The organism is Pedobacter sp. KBW06, from assembly GCF_003852525.1.
In the GTDB taxonomy this organism is placed as follows: Bacteria; Bacteroidota; Bacteroidia; order Sphingobacteriales; family Sphingobacteriaceae; genus Pedobacter.
On sequence record NZ_QAJL01000002.1, the window covers coordinates 449,845 to 466,335 of the forward strand.

At 41.3% G+C, this 16,491-nt stretch carries 15 protein-coding genes; 8 read left to right on the forward strand and 7 right to left on the reverse strand.

Annotated features, from left to right (window positions below; all coding sequences use genetic code 11):
- Positions 1-57: 57 nt before the first annotated feature.
- On the forward strand, positions 58-552 hold the full coding sequence (locus DBR43_RS11960) for a hypothetical protein (protein WP_233602955.1): 495 nt from the start codon (positions 58-60) through the stop codon (positions 550-552).
- Positions 553-590: 38 nt separating this feature from the next.
- On the opposite strand, the gene DBR43_RS11965 is transcribed toward DBR43_RS11960, so the two are convergent.
- A complete protein-coding gene (locus DBR43_RS11965; RefSeq protein WP_124581134.1) occupies positions 591-1,310 on the reverse strand; it encodes a polysaccharide lyase family 7 protein in 720 nt (239 codons plus the stop codon).
- Positions 1,311-1,686: 376 nt separating this feature from the next.
- Here DBR43_RS11965 and DBR43_RS11970 point away from each other — a divergent pair, with 376 nt between their 5' ends.
- Complete coding sequence (locus DBR43_RS11970; RefSeq protein WP_124581136.1) at positions 1,687-2,442, forward strand: M57 family metalloprotease; 756 nt, start codon at positions 1,687-1,689, stop codon at positions 2,440-2,442.
- Positions 2,443-2,543: 101 nt separating this feature from the next.
- Here DBR43_RS11970 and DBR43_RS11975 read toward each other — a convergent pair whose 3' ends face one another.
- Positions 2,544-3,230, reverse strand: coding sequence for an RluA family pseudouridine synthase (locus DBR43_RS11975; RefSeq protein WP_124581137.1), 687 nt, complete (start codon positions 3,228-3,230; stop codon positions 2,544-2,546).
- A gap of 20 nt (positions 3,231-3,250) precedes the next feature.
- On the reverse strand, positions 3,251-4,066 hold the full coding sequence (gene panB / locus DBR43_RS11980; protein WP_124581139.1) for a 3-methyl-2-oxobutanoate hydroxymethyltransferase: 816 nt from the start codon (positions 4,064-4,066) through the stop codon (positions 3,251-3,253).
- A 295-nt stretch (positions 4,067-4,361) separates the two neighbouring features.
- On the opposite strand from panB, the gene carA reads away from it, so the two are divergent.
- The 3 genes from carA to DBR43_RS11995 all read left to right on the forward strand — a co-directional run bounded on the left by carA (position 4,362) and on the right by DBR43_RS11995 (position 7,444).
- Positions 4,362-5,474: a glutamine-hydrolyzing carbamoyl-phosphate synthase small subunit gene (gene carA, locus DBR43_RS11985; RefSeq protein ID WP_124581141.1), complete on the forward strand. Its 1,113-nt coding sequence runs from the start codon at positions 4,362-4,364 to the stop codon at positions 5,472-5,474.
- 99 nt (positions 5,475-5,573) lie between these two features.
- Complete coding sequence (locus DBR43_RS11990) at positions 5,574-6,344, forward strand: ABC transporter ATP-binding protein (RefSeq protein ID WP_124581143.1); 771 nt, start codon at positions 5,574-5,576, stop codon at positions 6,342-6,344.
- A gap of 8 nt (positions 6,345-6,352) precedes the next feature.
- Positions 6,353-7,444: an ABC transporter permease gene (locus DBR43_RS11995; protein WP_124581145.1), complete on the forward strand. Its 1,092-nt coding sequence runs from the start codon at positions 6,353-6,355 to the stop codon at positions 7,442-7,444.
- Positions 7,445-7,486: 42 nt separating this feature from the next.
- Here DBR43_RS11995 and DBR43_RS12000 read toward each other — a convergent pair whose 3' ends face one another.
- Positions 7,487-9,265, reverse strand: coding sequence for a cytochrome-c peroxidase (locus DBR43_RS12000; RefSeq protein ID WP_124581147.1), 1,779 nt, complete (start codon positions 9,263-9,265; stop codon positions 7,487-7,489).
- Between the two features lie 71 nt (positions 9,266-9,336).
- The gene (locus DBR43_RS12005; protein ID WP_124581150.1) at positions 9,337-10,815 is read right to left on the reverse strand and encodes a hypothetical protein; all 1,479 of its coding nucleotides are present in this window, start codon (positions 10,813-10,815) and stop codon (positions 9,337-9,339) included.
- Between the two features lie 202 nt (positions 10,816-11,017).
- Here DBR43_RS12005 and aqpZ point away from each other — a divergent pair, with 202 nt between their 5' ends.
- The 3 genes from aqpZ to DBR43_RS12020 all read left to right on the forward strand — a co-directional run bounded on the left by aqpZ (position 11,018) and on the right by DBR43_RS12020 (position 13,701).
- Positions 11,018-11,710 carry an aquaporin Z gene (gene aqpZ, locus DBR43_RS12010; protein WP_124581152.1) on the forward strand — a complete coding sequence of 231 codons (693 nt, stop codon included), beginning with the start codon at positions 11,018-11,020 and terminating at the stop codon, positions 11,708-11,710.
- 152 nt (positions 11,711-11,862) lie between these two features.
- The gene (gene eno, locus DBR43_RS12015; protein ID WP_074612197.1) at positions 11,863-13,161 is read left to right on the forward strand and encodes a phosphopyruvate hydratase; all 1,299 of its coding nucleotides are present in this window, start codon (positions 11,863-11,865) and stop codon (positions 13,159-13,161) included.
- A gap of 240 nt (positions 13,162-13,401) precedes the next feature.
- Positions 13,402-13,701 carry an FtsB family cell division protein gene (locus DBR43_RS12020; RefSeq protein ID WP_124581154.1) on the forward strand — a complete coding sequence of 100 codons (300 nt, stop codon included), beginning with the start codon at positions 13,402-13,404 and terminating at the stop codon, positions 13,699-13,701.
- Here the strand turns inward: DBR43_RS12020 and DBR43_RS12025 are convergent.
- Together DBR43_RS12025 and DBR43_RS12030 are read right to left on the reverse strand one after the other, a co-directional pair.
- Positions 13,698-14,309, reverse strand: a complete 612-nt coding sequence (locus DBR43_RS12025; RefSeq protein ID WP_124581156.1) for a trimeric intracellular cation channel family protein — start codon at positions 14,307-14,309, stop codon at positions 13,698-13,700. The two genes, DBR43_RS12020 and DBR43_RS12025, sit on opposite strands and share 4 nt — an antisense overlap.
- Positions 14,310-14,321: 12 nt before the next feature.
- Positions 14,322-16,367: a hypothetical protein gene (locus DBR43_RS12030; RefSeq protein ID WP_233602956.1), complete on the reverse strand. Its 2,046-nt coding sequence runs from the start codon at positions 16,365-16,367 to the stop codon at positions 14,322-14,324.
- Positions 16,368-16,491 lie beyond the last annotated feature (124 nt).

A 16,491-nucleotide genomic window follows, 5' to 3' on the forward strand; every position in this document is an offset into this window, starting at 1 on the left:
CTTTTTTTTGCTTTTTTGGCAAGGCTATTGCAGCATTTTCAGGAATAAACTCCATTAATGATGAAAAAAGCTTTTTTCTTATTTGCAGGAATGGCCACAATGCTGGCCTCCTGTACCAGTAACGAAACGGAAAAGAAGGCCAAAGATACTACCGGAATGATTGCACTGGATACGACTTTCAGTCCAACCAATCCGGTTCCTGAAAACAGTAGCAACTGTTATTTATATGCCAACAAGAAGGATACAGCTTCTATAAAGCTCCAGATCAAAGGAGAAGAACTGACCGGGACGCTCCGTTATAACATCTTCCAGAAGGACCTGAACAATGGAACAATTGCAGGGGAAATAAAGGGAGATACCATCATCGCAGACTATACCTTTGATTCTGAAGGGTTGAGGTCGGTAAGACAGGTGGTCTTTCTGAAAAAGGACGGAAAGCTCTATGAGGGCTATGGGGAAATGAAAGAACAAAGCGGCAAATTTACCTTTGTAAGCCGTGCCAAGCTGAAGTTCGACGACCACTTTACCTTTAATCCGGTAGATTGTAAATAAAAAGAAAGGGTTCCCCTCATCGGAAAGCCCTTTCTTTTTTAAAGAACCCCGATCGGGCCGTTCTTCCAGTATTTGATGTTTTTCCAACGGGTTTCCGAGCGGTTGCCTTCGATGTTATAGGTTCCACATTTAAAGTAATGGGTAGCTTGTCCGCGGTCGTCAAAGGTACCGACATGTGCATTATCGAGATACACATAGATTTTACCATTGTCGGCATCATGCTGTACGTTTACATGGATCCATCGGCTGTATACATTGGTCATCAGCGTCTGACTGCCATAGCGCTTCAAGGTGCCGTTATTCGCAGAGAACACTTTCATCATAAAAGAGGTCGAATTGGTTACCCCGCCAAAAACCTGCATGACATCCGTTCCTGTTGAACCCGGAACAATGTACACATCTCCTTCAAACTGGTGTTTTCCCAGCAGGTAGTCATTTTTCATCCTGAACTCAGACCTTGGCCCGGTATTGCTGGATGGGGTATGCGGGCTGTCGTCAGGATAGATCCAGAACGTATGCTGCCCAGCCGAATAGGTATAACGGTCTGACTGCGGGAGGTCGTGAGGGGTCTGGATGTTATAAGTATAAGGTGTGAGTGTCCATCCGGTAGTCAAAGAACTTATTCCAACTTCCTGGCCAGACATCTGTGCCTTTGCAGCGACCTGCTCCCGGGGGCTTAGCGGGTTTTCACTCTTTTTACAGGACAATTGAAAAAAAGACAAGAGCAGTGCTGCGCTCCATAAGGGCATTAATTTCATAATCGTTTAATAATTTGGTTTACAATAGGTTAATTAACTAAAAATAAACAATCACAAACAAGATTAATTCAGCCATATATCCCTAATAATCAACCAGATTGTCGAATTAAAAAATAAAAAATTTCAAAGTACAATACAGGGACATTTTTCTGCTGGTTGTCCTTCCTAAAAAAAACAAAATCTCAGTTTAAATAAAAATATGGAGGGAAATGGAGTGGGATGGCACTTTTCATACAGAGAAAACACAGTCAGCTTAGTGTAACATTAACATATACATTTTCAGTATTATTCAATAAAATATTTTTTTAACAACATTTTTTATTAAAGGGATATTCTTATATTAGATTATTACGATCTAACTAACCTCATCCCTATTATGATCAAAAATCTAAAAAACATCGCTTGCATTGCATTAGTTGCACTGGCGATCTCATCGTGCTCTAAAACCAAAGATGCACCCGCTGCTCAGGAACCAGCAGCTAAAAAAGACAAAGTTTTCAACTACATTACCAGTCTGGGATTTCCTTCCAGCAGTATAGTTGACCTTGGAACGGAATACATGGTAGAAGGAGACATCAGTTTCCCTAAAGACATGGAAGTTCCAACTACGGACGGTAGTCCAAAACTGGAGCAGTATTATACCGGTACTTTAGTAAGCCCTGCCAATGCAGCTGCAATCAGAGTATTTGCAGATGCAACTATGACCAGTATGAATGCAGAAATTGCTTCTGCTGTTGCTCAATGGAACGGCGTAGCCGGTTCAGCGTTAAGATTTAGAATAGTGACCTCTGCCCCTTATGATATCCGTATTACAGATGTGAATCTTGGAAACGGTGTTTGTGGTTCAGGTACTTTTCCTTCAGGAGGACTTGCAGGTAACCTGATCAGAATTAACAAAGCTTATATTGCTCCAAATAGTTTTGCTCAGCGTGCAAGAACCATTTGTCATGAATTAGGCCATAACATCTCTTTCAGACATACCAACTGGGCAGCGATTGGTGAAAGCTCGGCCATCAATGTACCGGGAGTACCGGGAACTGATGCTGCTTCATTAATGAATGGCGGTCAATGTGGATCTGGTGCTACAGTATTGTCTGCAAAAGACAAAGCAGCTGTTGCCGCATTGTACTAATCAACAAACCTAATCAACCAATTAAATTATAAACGCTTTTAGATCGTAATCCCATTCAGGATGGATACTCTTCAAAAAGTATTTATCCTGAATTACGGTTTTTACATGTTCTCGAACTTTTCCCAAAATCCGTCTACCGGAAGTTTGGCGAAAATATTTACAGGTTCTTTCTTTACCGGGTGGATAAATTGCAGTCTGCGGGCATGTAAACAAATGCTTCCCTTTCTGCTTCCCCTCGGATAACCATATTTATTATCTCCTACGATCGGACAACCTAAAGTAGAAAGCTGTACCCGGATCTGGTGTGACCTTCCCGTGAGCGGGTCTACTTCAATCAGGTAATAGCCATTTAGCTCTCCGATTAAGCGGTAACTCAATTCTGAACGCTGACTTCCCTCCACTTCCACATTGTGCGGAGTAACCACATTTTTCTGCGGGTTTTTTACCAGCCAATGTACGAGGGTACCGGAAGCTTTCGCAGGCTTATTTCTCACCACCGCCCAATAGGTTTTCTTGACTTCCCTGTTTTTGAAAACGGCATTCATCCTTTCCAGTGCTTTACTCGTTTTGGCAAATAAAATCACGCCGCTTACCGGTCTGTCCAGGCGGTGAACTACGCCCAGGAAAGCACTGTTTGGTTTATTATAGGTTTTGGCCAGGTATTTTTTAACCATTTCGTCCAGAGGTTCATCCCCTGTTTCATCTACCTGGACAATATCACCTGCCCGCTTACATACCGCGATCAGGTGATTGTCTTCATAAAGTATATCTTTTGCTGTTATTGGCATCTTTGTAGCTGGAGCTCCGGTTAATATTGCTCTTTTTCGTTAGGGAAATCATTTGACTTCACATCTTTAATATAAGACTGTGCTGCATTTAGAATGCCATCATACAGGTCTATATACTGACGCAAAAAGCGTGGTTTGAATCCTTTTGTTAAACCAATCATGTCATTTACAACCAGGACTTGTCCGTCGCAATCAGGACCAGCGCCAATTCCTATAGTAGGAATATCAAGGAATTCGGAAACTTCTTTACCCAGTTTTGCCGGAATCTTTTCCAATACTACTGCAAAACATCCTGCTTCCTGCAATGCTTTTGCATCAGTTTTTAGTTTATCAGCTTCTGCTTCGTCTTTTGCCCTTACGGTATAGGTTCCGAATTTATAAATAGACTGAGGAGTCAGGCCCAGGTGTCCCATCACAGGGATTCCGGCGGTGATGATCCTTTGTACAGATTCCACGATTTCCGTTCCGCCTTCCAATTTCACGGCATGTGCACCCGATTCTTTCATGATTCGGATTGCAGAGCTCAATGCTTCTTTAGAGTTTCCCTGATAAGATCCGAAAGGAAGATCAACTACGACTAAAGCACGGGAAGCTCCCCTTACCACAGATTGCGCATGATAGATCATTTGATCCAGCGTGATCGGCAAGGTAGTTTCATGTCCCGCCATAACATTGGAAGCGGAGTCTCCAACCAATAATACATCTAAGCCGGCATCATCAAGGATGGTGGCCATAGAATAGTCATAAGCAGTTAGCATCGCGATCTTTTCACCACGTTGCTTCATTGCTTGCAAAATATGGGTAGTTATCCGTTTTACTTCTTTATTTACAGACATGTTTTTATATTTTAGTTTGGGCAAAATTAGTTTTTACATCCGGAATAAAGCGAATTTATTCATTTTCTGACAGAATCAGGAGATCCCTCTCCCGCCTATTCGGGAATGGATTCCTTTGTCTCCTACAGAATATTAAAAAAAGTCTTGATTTAAATCATCAAAAACGTATCTTTGTATCCCGAAATGAAGGGGTTACTTAACAGCACATTTGTTAACTACAGAAGTGATATCAAAATCACACATAAACCATCATTTTTCTCTTTTTTCACCATAATTTCTCATTTTTATACACACAATGACTAACTACACCAAGTTACCTGCAATCTTGTTATTGGCTGATGGCACCGTTTACTACGGAAAAGCTGCGGGAAAAATCGGCACAACTACCGGAGAGATCTGTTTCAATACCGGAATGACAGGATATCAGGAAATTTTCACTGATCCTTCTTACTTCGGACAGATCATGGTCACCACCAATGCACATATTGGGAATTATGGAATCCATAGAGAAGAAATAGAATCTGACAGCATCAAAATTGCAGGTCTGGTTTGTAAGAACTACAACATCGGATTTAGCCGTAAAGAAGCTTCTGAATCTATTCAGGACTATTTTCAAAATGAAAACATTGTAGGAATTTCTGATATCGACACCCGCTCTTTGGTGCGTCATATCAGACATAAAGGTGCAATGAATGCCATTATCTCTTCCGAAATCACCAATCTTGAAGAGCTGAAAGCCAAGTTAGCAGAAGTTCCATCTATGGACGGACTGGAATTGTCTTCTCAGGTATCTACAAAATCGGCTTATTTCTACGGTTCTCCGGATGCAACTTATAAAATTGCAGCTTTAGACCTTGGAATTAAAAAGAACATTCTTCGCAACTTCGACGACAGAGACATCTATGTACAGGTATTCCCGGCTAAAACAAGCTTTGAAGAAATGGACAAATGGGGTGCCGACGGTTACTTTATTTCTAATGGCCCCGGTGATCCATCGGCAATGCCATATGCAATTGAGACGGTAAAACAGATCTTAGCTGCGGATAAACCATTGTTCGGAATTTGCTTAGGTCACCAGTTACTGGCAGAAGCGAACGGAATCGGAACGATGAAAATGTTTAACGGACACAGAGGTTTAAACCACCCGGTAAAAAACATCATCAAAGACCACTGTGAAGTAACTTCTCAGAACCATGGTTTCGGTGTTATTCCGGAAGAAGTGAGAAGTTCTGACAAAGTTGAGATTACCCACATCAACCTGAATGACCAGAGTATTGAAGGCATCAGGGTAAAAGGTAAAAAGGCATTCTCTGTACAATATCACCCGGAGTCTTCTCCAGGCCCGCATGATTCACGTTACCTGTTTGATGATTTCATTGAGATGATCAAAGGCGAACTCGCCTGGTAATTAGGGATTAACCGGATTAAAACATCATTTTACCGACATATTCGAAGGTTTAGCAAGGATTAGGTTTTCTATTCTTCTAAACCTTCTTACATTTATACCATGGACAAACCCAATGCCATTATCAGTGTAAAGAACCTCGTTAAAAAATACGACGACTTTACCGCAGTACAAGGCATCAGCTTTGATGTATATCAAAACGAAATCTTCGGCCTCCTTGGCCCAAACGGAGCAGGAAAAACCACCACTTTAGAAATCATAGAAACCCTTCGCGAGAAAACCTCCGGAGAGATTATCGTAGATGGACATTCCGTAGATAAAGATGCCAGCAAAATCAAAAGAATCATTGGCGTACAGCTTCAGGCAGCAGGCTATTACCCAAACCTCAACCTGGTAGAGCTCATGGAATTGTTCTCCGGCCTATATGGTGTAGACATCAAGCCAATGGAAATGCTGGAAAAAGTAAACCTTCAGGATAAGGCTAAAGCGAAATACAAGGCCCTTTCCGGCGGGCAAAAACAGCGTTTCTCCATCGCCACCACCCTTATCAATTCTCCGAAGATCATTTTCCTGGATGAACCGACTACCGGACTTGATCCGCAGGCACGGCGGAACCTATGGGACCTAATCATTGACATCAGAAATAACGGGACAACAGTAGTACTGACTACCCACTATATGGATGAAGCAGAGCAGTTATGTGACCGTGTTGCTTTTGTGGAACGTGGAGAGATCATCGCACTGGATACTCCGGACAATTTAATCGACCAGCTGATCAACAGCGGTTTCGAACGTAAGAAAGAAGTTAAAAAAGCCAATCTGGAAGATGTTTTCATCAACCTGACCGGAAAAGAGTGGAGAGAAGACAATTAAAAATATACATGAGTAAACCTTACAATAATACTAAAGCTACCCTGGCCCTTGCGAAAGCAAGTTTCCGTTCGATTATGCGTAGCCCTTCGGCAGTGGTTTTTACCCTTGCCTTTCCTTTGGTGTTCATCCTGGTCTTCGGATTTCTGGGAGGCGGGGGTGTAAAAGTAGACCTGGCCATTGCTCCGGGATCTGACCTTCAAAACCCAATCATCAAAGCATTGGAGGAAATTTCAGTCGTCCACATCATTAAAGATAAAGATGCTGCAGACATCAAAACCGGACTGGAGAAAGGTCATATTGATGCCTTAATTGACGTGCAAAAGAATCCTTCCGGAAAACCGGCCTACCTGGCTGATATTAAATATACCTCGGCCTCTATAGATAAAGGTAATATCCTGAAATCTGTGGTTCATAACCTGATGTATACCTTGAATACAAAAGATGTGATGCCTACGGTAGCGCAGCTAAATGAAAGCACGGTGCAGGGAAGAATTTACCGCACAATAGATTTCATCTTGCCGGGACAATTGGGTTTCTCGCTGTTAAGTACGGGTGTTTTTGGAACTGCTTTCGTCTTTTTCAGTTTACGTCAGACCCTGGTGATCAAACGTTTCTTTGCCACTCCGGTAAGAAAATCAAGTATTGTCTTTGGAGAAGGAATAGCAAGGATAGGTTTTGCCTTACTGGGTGCAGTATTCATTATCCTGCTTGGTCATTTCTTTTTCCATTTTACATTGATCAATGGCGCAGTCACGGTATTAAACATGCTGCTGCTGTCCATCATCGGACTGATCGTTTTTATGGGTTTCGGTTTTGTAGTTTCCGGAATCGCGAAAAGCGAAAGCACCATCCCTCCCATTTCCAATATCATTACCCTGCCCCAGTTTTTGCTGTCGGGCACGTTTTTCTCTATAGATGCTTTCCCGAGCTGGCTTCAGCCAATCAGCAGGGCATTACCCTTGACTTATTTGAATGATGCCATGAGAAAGGTCGCCTTCGAAGGCGCTGGATTATGGGATGTGAAACATCAGATCCTGATCATGGTGATCTGGGGTATTGGAATTTATGCGGTTGCGGTAAAGGTTTTTAAATGGGAGTAATGGCATAAAAAACAGAGGGCCATACCTTTAGCCCTCTATTTTTCACTGATCATTCAGCGTCTTTAAAAAAGCAATAATATCCTGGATCTCTTTTTTACTCAGATTTAACGGATCAGCAGATAGTGTTTGGTTTTCCAGTACAATTCCCATTCCCGCAGCACCACCTTTATTATAAAAATCCATTACCTCTTCTAAGGTCTGATATGCACCATTATGCATATATGGAGCAGTCAAAGCAACATTTCTTAACGTAGGCGTCTTAAAAGCAAATTTAAGGACATCCATTTTTGTCCAGTTATACCTGCCTTCATCAGCATCGATTACAGGTGTTTTAGCTTTTGGGTCTTTTAGGGTACCCAAAACCTCTCCTTCAGTATTGGAAAAAGCAGGTCCGGCAGTACCGTTAAACAAAGGCATGAAATGACAGGTAGCACATTTAGCTTTCCCCATAAATAAATTGAAGCCTTTCAATTCATCCCGGTTCATCTTTTGATCATCCCCTCTCATGTATTGATCTAATCTGGAATTAAATGGACTCAGGGAACGAATGTAACTTGCAATTGCAATCATAACAAAACGTGGCTTAATCTCCTTTTCCATCGCCGGAAAAGCCTTTTTAAACAGTGCATTGTAATGTCCGTCTTTTTGAAGGCGTTTCGCCGCTTCTTCAATAGAACCATGCATCTCGTCTTTGTTGGCAATGACGTCCATGGCCTGATTCTCCAGACTGCTGAAACGCATGTCGTAAAATTGAGCATTTTGCAATCCTGCATATTTCAATGTAGGCGCATTTCTGTTTACCGTCTTTCCTGGTGTCAGGGAAGGACTTTTTACCAATCCGTCTGAAAAAGCAAGTTCTGGCTTATGACAGCTATTACAGGTTCTTACAGAACCAGACACAATAGGATCATTAAATAAAGCTTTTCCAATGGCCAGTTTTTCGGGGCTTGGCATGGCTTCAACACTGTTTACAAAATGTTTGATGTTAAACATATTCTCATCGAAGAGCGTTGCCGTATTGTTATGTAATGCCAGTTCGGTTTCAAGCGGTTTGATCTTTAACTCATTCTGCCATTTCAGAATTCCTTTTGAAATTCCATTCGCATAATTTCTAATGAATGTTACCCGATCAAAAGAATTAAAATCAGGATGTTGCTGAACATAGGCGACCGCCTGACCGATTTGCTTTTGCAATGCATTATTTTCTCCAAACATCCGGAGCACAGCTGCTACTGCTTTTAATGAAACCGCAGATTCGGCAATTCCGGAACCAGATAAAGGCGTATCAAATCCGGTGATTCCGGTAATGCTAATCCTGAAAATCTCCAGCTTACAGGCATCAAATACATGTGCTTCTGTGAGTTCAGTCTGATCAATTGTCGACTTAAGCCGGACCAGGCTTGCCCGCAGAGAGGTGATTTCTCTTTTTAAATTTTCTTTTTCCAAAGGCTGAGCCGGATAGATCAGTTCTTCGATTACCTGCAAACCGGAAGGTTCTGCCAGTTTATTTTCTTCCACTTCTATCTCTGGCAAGGGAGGACCATTCACTTCCCGGGATAAACCAGGAATATAATATTCGCAAAACCATTCTACTTTTTTAAAGGCATTCCTGGTTTCCAGAAAACGCTTTCTTAATAAAGTACTGTCATCCCTACGGGCAGCTTCATCCAATTGGTTCAGAGAAAGATTCAGCGAGTCACTTTGACTGATAAGGAGCGTTTTTACAGCTGCAGTTCCCTGCTTCGAGGATGGTGCAGTACAGTATACAGAAAGTAGAATAAAAAGAACGAAAACAGGGAATATGAATCTTCTTAAAGGCATATTATTTTTTATAAAAAGCCGAGAACTCTTCCCTGATTGGGGAAGAGTTCTCGGCTATGAAGTAGTTTTACTTATCTTGGAACACCACTGAGAATGACCGTCTGGCCACCTTCCTTATTTGTTGTGATACCGCTGCCATCAGCATTTTTGAATTTATCGCTGGTCCAGGTATGTGGGTGAAGGTTCAATACAATGGTATTAGGTTTTCCAATCAAATCAGAAATATCATACATTGCACCATATTCCCAGGTACTCAAACGTTGGTCATTTGGAACATTATATTTGGCATTGAAAGTTGGGTCATCCCTGCGATGGTTCATTTCAATCATTGGTTTAATCTCTTTAGTCGCAATATTGTATTGCCATACACGACCATCATGTTTCACCGCCTTATAGTAAGAATCCCCATCCTCCTGGATATACACGTAATTCTTGGTTACACAGAGGTTATCCGGATTAATGATGCTATTTCCAGGATCAACAGCACCATCAATTAATGGGGTTAATTTTCCTTTAAGCGGGCTGGAAGCATCTAGTTCAAGTTTATAAACCCTGCCCCACATCGTCAGTCCGGGTTTTGGATTAACAAGGTCTCCACTTACACCTGTGGCAGTGAAGTAAAGCGTACGGTTGGCCGCAGCATCACCTTTTCCATAATCCAAATCTTCTACACGTGCAAACTGAATTGCACTTTTGGTGATCGTTTGGGAAGCGAGTTGTGCACCTGTACTTGTTTTCACATCATCATAGGCAACAAACTCCACGTCGTAACTCGAATTTACATTCATATCTGTTTCTACAACATTTAAGTTTGTCCTGCGAAGCATATACAGTTTGCCATCGTTAAGATCTCCGGGTGTATTAGACAAATATAAGTTCACCTGCCCCATGCTTGGACCATTACTTTGATCTTCTCCAATAAAGATAGCCGTCTTTCCCGGGTAAGCATTTTTTGAAAGCGGAACTGCATTTTCAGCACTGGCCTTACCCAGGGCAGCAAGAGAATTGTTCTTTTTCTTATCAGAAACCGGTCCAAAAGGATTAATTGCTTCAATTGAAGATTCCCCATCAGTTTCTCCTGCCGTTAAAAATACCGGATAAGGAAAGCCATGTTCCTCCGGAGTTGCAAGCGTTGCAGAGCATAACCTGGTTTTGCCTCCTTCAGCATCAAGAATATACTCTCCTCTTAAAGGTTTTAGATTTTTGTCAAGAAATACACGGGAAACTGAGAACAGGATCTCGTGGTTATTGATCATAATGTAACCATCGCTGTTGGGATCCTTCATCATTGCTCCGCCATCTGGTTGAGCACCGTAAACGAAGTTTGGTGAGCCTGGCAGTACATCGTCACTACTGATCAATGTAGTGATCTTGATATTGTCAAAACCACTTAATGTTTTTACCAATGATGGGTTTACTGAATAATCCGTAATTGAAGATTCAACCGCATTCTTTTTATCTTTTTTACAGGCAGTTATGGTGATTGCTGCTGCAACAAAACCGGCAATGACAAAAGCCAGAGTCTTAGTTTCGAATAGATTTCTTTTCATAGTTTGTTTTTGTTTCTATTCAAACCTACCCCACTAATATTGTCTGGAGTTTAAGGGTGTGTTAAAAGAAATTGCAGGTGGTAATTTGGAATGATTCTACCATCCTGACCTGCCCGCTATTCTCATTAGGAATATTGAATATTTGTTATTAAATTTCATTTACAAACATCTATTGAACACTCATCATAAACAATGTAGAAAAATGAAAAAACTTGTAGCAGAATTTATCGGAACATTTTGGCTGGTTCTTGGCGGTTGCGGAAGCGCTGTTCTGGCCTGTAATTATCCCGGAGCAGGAATCGGCTTTGCCGGAGTAGCCCTTGCATTTGGATTAACAGTGGTCACCATCGCTTATGCGTTGGGACACATCTCAGGCGCGCACCTCAATCCAGCCGTTTCAATTGGCTTATGGATTGGCGGACGTTTCGACGGAAAAGACCTGATTCCTTACATCATATCCCAGGTTCTGGGCGGGATCGCTGCTGCAGGTATACTATATGTCATCGCAACCGGTAACGGAAGTTCCATAGGTGGATTTGCCACGAACGGCTACGGAGATCTCTCCCCGGGGAAATACAGCATGACCGCAGCCCTGGTAACCGAAGTGGTCATGACCTTTATCTTTTTGTTGATCATTTTAGGTGCTACAGATGAAAGAGCGCCAAAAGGCTTTGCAGGCCTGGCCATTGGCTTAGGATTAACATTGATCCACCTGATCAGTATTCCGGTAACTAATACTTCTGTAAATCCTGCAAGAAGCACAAGTCAGGCTTTATTTGTTGGTGGCGAAGCAGTAGGCCAGTTATGGCTGTTCTGGGTTGCCCCTATCGCAGGTGCGATTTTAGCCGGATTGGTATATAAAGCAGTTTTTGCCGCTAAACCAGAAACGACATAGATTTTAAATCATTAAAACATAGGCTCATACCCACAAAAAAGTCGTAATTAAATTAATTACGACTTTTTTGTGTTTAATTTTTAACTTTGGATATCGCAGTAGTAATTGTAATATTTACACTAAGGCTGATTAACAAATAAAATCCGATAAAAATGAGTTTAATAATTGATGTTCACGCCAGACAAATCCTTGATTCAAGAGGAAATCCTACTATTGAAGTAGATGTAATGACAGAAAATGGCGTTCTTGGTCGTGCTGCAGTGCCTTCCGGCGCTTCAACAGGTATCCATGAAGCTGTAGAGCTTCGTGACAATGATAAATCTGTATACATGGGTAAAGGTGTTTTAAAGGCCGTTGCCAATGTAAATGATAAAATTGCAGATGAATTAAGAGGTATTGATGTATTTGAACAAAATGCAATCGATAGCTTATTGATCAAGCTGGACGGAACAGAAAATAAAGGAAATCTTGGTGCCAACGCTATCTTAGGTGTTTCTTTAGCTGTTGCTAAAGCTGCAGCTCAGGAAAGCCGTCAACCTTTATATCGTTATATCGGAGGTGTTAATGCTAACATCCTTCCTATCCCAATGATGAACATTGTAAACGGTGGTTCTCACTCTGATGCGCCTATCGCTTTCCAGGAATTCATGATCATGCCGGTTGGTGCTTCTTCTTTCTCTGAAGCATTAAGATGGGGAACAGAAGTATTCCATAACTTAAAAGCAATTTTACATGATAGGGGTCTTTCTACTGCTGTAGGTGATGAAGGTGGTTTTGCGCCAACTTTTGAAGGTACAGAAGATGCAGTGGAAACCATTATTCAGGCGATTGAAAAAGCAGGTTACAAAGCAGGTGAGCAAATTTATCTTGCATTTGACTGTGCTGCTTCTGAGTTCTACAAAGACGGTAAATACGATTACACTAAATTTGAAGGTGATAAAGGTGCCATCCGTACCAGCGAAGAACAAGCAGAATACCTTGCTCAACTTGCAGCAAAATATCCGATCATCTCTATTGAAGATGGTATGGGAGAAGATGACTGGGCTGGATGGAAACTGTTAACTGAGAAAATCGGCGACCGTGTTCAGTTGGTTGGAGATGATTTATTTGTAACTAACGTGAAACGTCTGCAAAGAGGTATTGATACCGACACTGCAAACTCTATCTTAGTAAAAGTAAACCAGATCGGTTCATTAACGGAAACCATTAACGCAGTAAGTTTAGCACAAACTAACGGTTATACTTCGGTAATGAGCCATAGAAGTGGAGAAACTGAAGATACTACGATTGCAGATTTAGCAGTAGCTTTAAACTGTGGTCAGATCAAAACAGGTTCTGCTTCACGTTCTGACAGGATCGCGAAATACAACCAATTGTTACGTATTGAAGAAGAATTAGGTTCTGCAGCACGTTTCATCGGTAAAGATTTCAAATTTTTGAAGAAAAAATAATATTGCATAAAAAAGGAAAGGTGCTTTTCGTCCTCAAATCTTTTGAAGGAAAGATTTGCATGTCCTCAAAACACCTTTTCTTTTTTTGTTAATATGTGGAAAATACTACATTGGAAAACATCCGGAGATTTAGAACCTTCGGATGTTTTTTTAAAACAAGAATTTTAGAATCTTAAATCAGCTGATTACCAGGGCTATTTCTTAGATTAGCTTATCAGGGTTTATTTATATCTTTGTATTATGGAACGTTTGCTGGAACTCATACGCAATAAATACTTTCTGTCTGTGGCAGCCTTCATCGTATGGATGTTGTTTTTTGATAAAAATGACATGCTGTCTCAATACGAATTCCGCTCTGAAGTGAATAAACTTCAGGAAGAAAAGGATTTTTATGAAAAGGAAACGGCTACGGTGAAAAAAGATTTAAACGAGCTGAACACCAATCTGAATACGGCAGAGAAATTTGCCCGTGAAAAGTATTTCATGAAAAGAGACAATGAAGACGTTTTTGTGATCATTAAAGAAGCCCCTAAAGATTAATATCCGAATTTAGGAAGCGTCAGCTTATATTTTACCACGACTATTCTGAAAACAAAAATGAAAGCGATGACCGAAATATTGGCCACATCCTCTTTCAGGTTGAAATGTTTAAGTGTAAAATAGAGAATTCCTCCCAGGATACAGGCAGTCGCGTATATTTCCTTCCTAAAAATCAATGGGATCGTGTTTAAGAAGGTATCTCTGATGACCCCACCGAAACACCCAGTAATTGTACCGAGTGCCACACAGATGCCCGGACTAAGTCCAAACATAATTCCCTTCTGAATTCCCAGCATGGTAAATAAGCCCAATCCTGCCGAGTCAAACAAAAACAGGGTGACTTTAAACTTTTTGATATGGGTTTTAAAGAATATCGTAGCCAAAGAAGTAAGCAGGATAAGCAGACAGTAATTTACATCGCGCATCCAGGCTACCGGAGTATCTCCGATGAGTAAATCCCTTACGGTACCACCACCAATGGAAGTCACAAATGCAATGATCAGTACCCCAAAAGGATCCAGTCTTCTTTGCATAGCAGCAAATGAGCCCGAAATCGAGAAGGCAACCGTCCCTAATGTTTCAATGGTTTGCATGGTGCTGATTTCCATATCCTGTGCAGATTAAATTTCGCCGTTTCTCTTTCTGAAAAACCACTCCAAGCTAAGCAATAAGATGATCATGGCAAATAGCCACTTGAAGTTTATCAGTTCCTCGTACCTGCGGTCTTCATAACTCAGGGTTTTGATGTTTTCATTTTTCGAGATATCTCCCAAAATATTTAACAGGTTTTGAGGCATGTACATTTTGCCATTGGTCTGTACCGACATATTGTTCAGCAGCTGATGGTTGGCTATGGTTTGCTGATACTCGGCAATCATCGCATTTACGTAAAAAGCACCCTGTGCAGTCTGTTTTTTGCCACCCAGGCTGGTGCTGGCACTGAAGGTATAGTTTCCGGCAGGAAGCATTCCTGCATCCAGCTGATAAGCGGATTCCGTTCTGGAGAAAAGAAAATTATACAGTTTACCTTCCTGATTTTTGATCTGGATATTGACATCCGGCGTATTGATTGCAACATAGCTGTCATTGTACAATACTGCGTTGATCAGGACATTTTCATTTTCGTCGAAAGTATTCTTGGCAGGATAAGCTTTAAATTTCCGCTTATCATCCTTTACCGAGAGGTATTGAACCGTTTTTGAGATCAAACTATTGACTACTGAACTTGTAAGCCCATCTTTGCTTTCAGATAATTTCCATCTCCACAGCCCTTCTCCAATCAAATACCCTGCTTTTTTTCCGTTTTCATTCAGGAAAAACAATTGTGCCGAGGGTGTTTTAATTTTTCCAATCCGCTGGCTCAGCGCAATTAAACCATTTCCATTGATGGTAATTTTCCCGAAAGGAGCCAATAATGGATCAAAATCTTCGATATGCCTTGCCGATGCCATATCAATATCGAAAGTGGTAAAGTCGGGATTAGAATAGGAAAAAGCTTCCTGAATGGTACTGTTGCTACCGTTAAAACTAACGGATTTTTGCACCTGATTAAACTTGCTTACATCACTTTGCGCACCAAGAATATACCATACAGGGATATTGGCCTGCTGCAACCTGGCGAGAAAGGAAGCACCATGATTCTGAACATCCGGTAGCTGATATAAAATGACCAGGCCATAATCGGCTACATTTACTGCATTCAGCTCTTCTCCTAATGCAACTTTTAAATCGTAGTTCTTATTTGCCGTGATGGCCTGTTTTATCGTAGCGATATCCGGATGAGCTGCCCCTGCAGCAATCAGTACTTTCTGACGGGCATCGATGACTTCTATAAAAATGCTTTGTGCATTGTTCTTTTCTGAGACCTCATTGCTTAAAGGGCTCAGCTGTACCGTATATTTTTGCAGGCCCATCTTTGAAGCTTTTAGCTTTACAGGAACTGTCTTTGCAAAAGCATTACTTCCAATCTGAAGCGTGCTCTCCTGTACAGTTTTTCCATTTTCAGAAACCGTCAGCTTTGTTTCCCCGCCTTTACTTTCAAATGCTTCTATCTGCACTTCAATCGTAAATTCATTGTTCAGGTATACCAGGCTATTATGGTTCACATTTGCGACCATTAAATCCCTTTTGGGAATAGTATCCCCCAGCGCAATCGTATATACCGGCGCTTTAAGTTTATTCAGGTCATAAAGCGGACTGCCGCCACGGTTAAATATTCCGTCTGAAGCCAAAATAACGGCACCGATATTACGGTTTAAATATTCGTCGTTCAGGCGGTTAAAAAATGTCGTTGCGTTACTGAGCTTACCTTTATTGGAGAAATCAAAGCCAGTCTTGATGCTGTCACTGAAATGATAAATCTTTAGTTCATATTTTGCAGACAGTTTATCCGCCAGTTCCTGAAGATCTTTTTCGTATTGCTGCTTATTGAAACCTGCGGGTTGAATATGCCCGACAGACAAGGAGTTGTCCTGGCCAATAATGATCACAGGTTTTTCGAGATTATAACTGACCCGTTTCACCAAAGGGAAAAACAACAGTCCACAGATCAGGGCAATCAGGGCCGCTCTTAAAGCGGCAAGGCCAATGCGGAGTCTTCTTTCCAGATGTCCCGTTTTTCCGTAGTATACATATGCGAACAGGAGTCCCAGCAGAAGACATCCCATTAAAGCCATTATTGTATATAAATTGAAAGAATCGCCCATATGTATTTGGGTAAAGATGCTAAATTTTAAAAAAATAAGATTAATTTGTTTTCATAAAAACCAGACCAATTAAGAAACGATGATA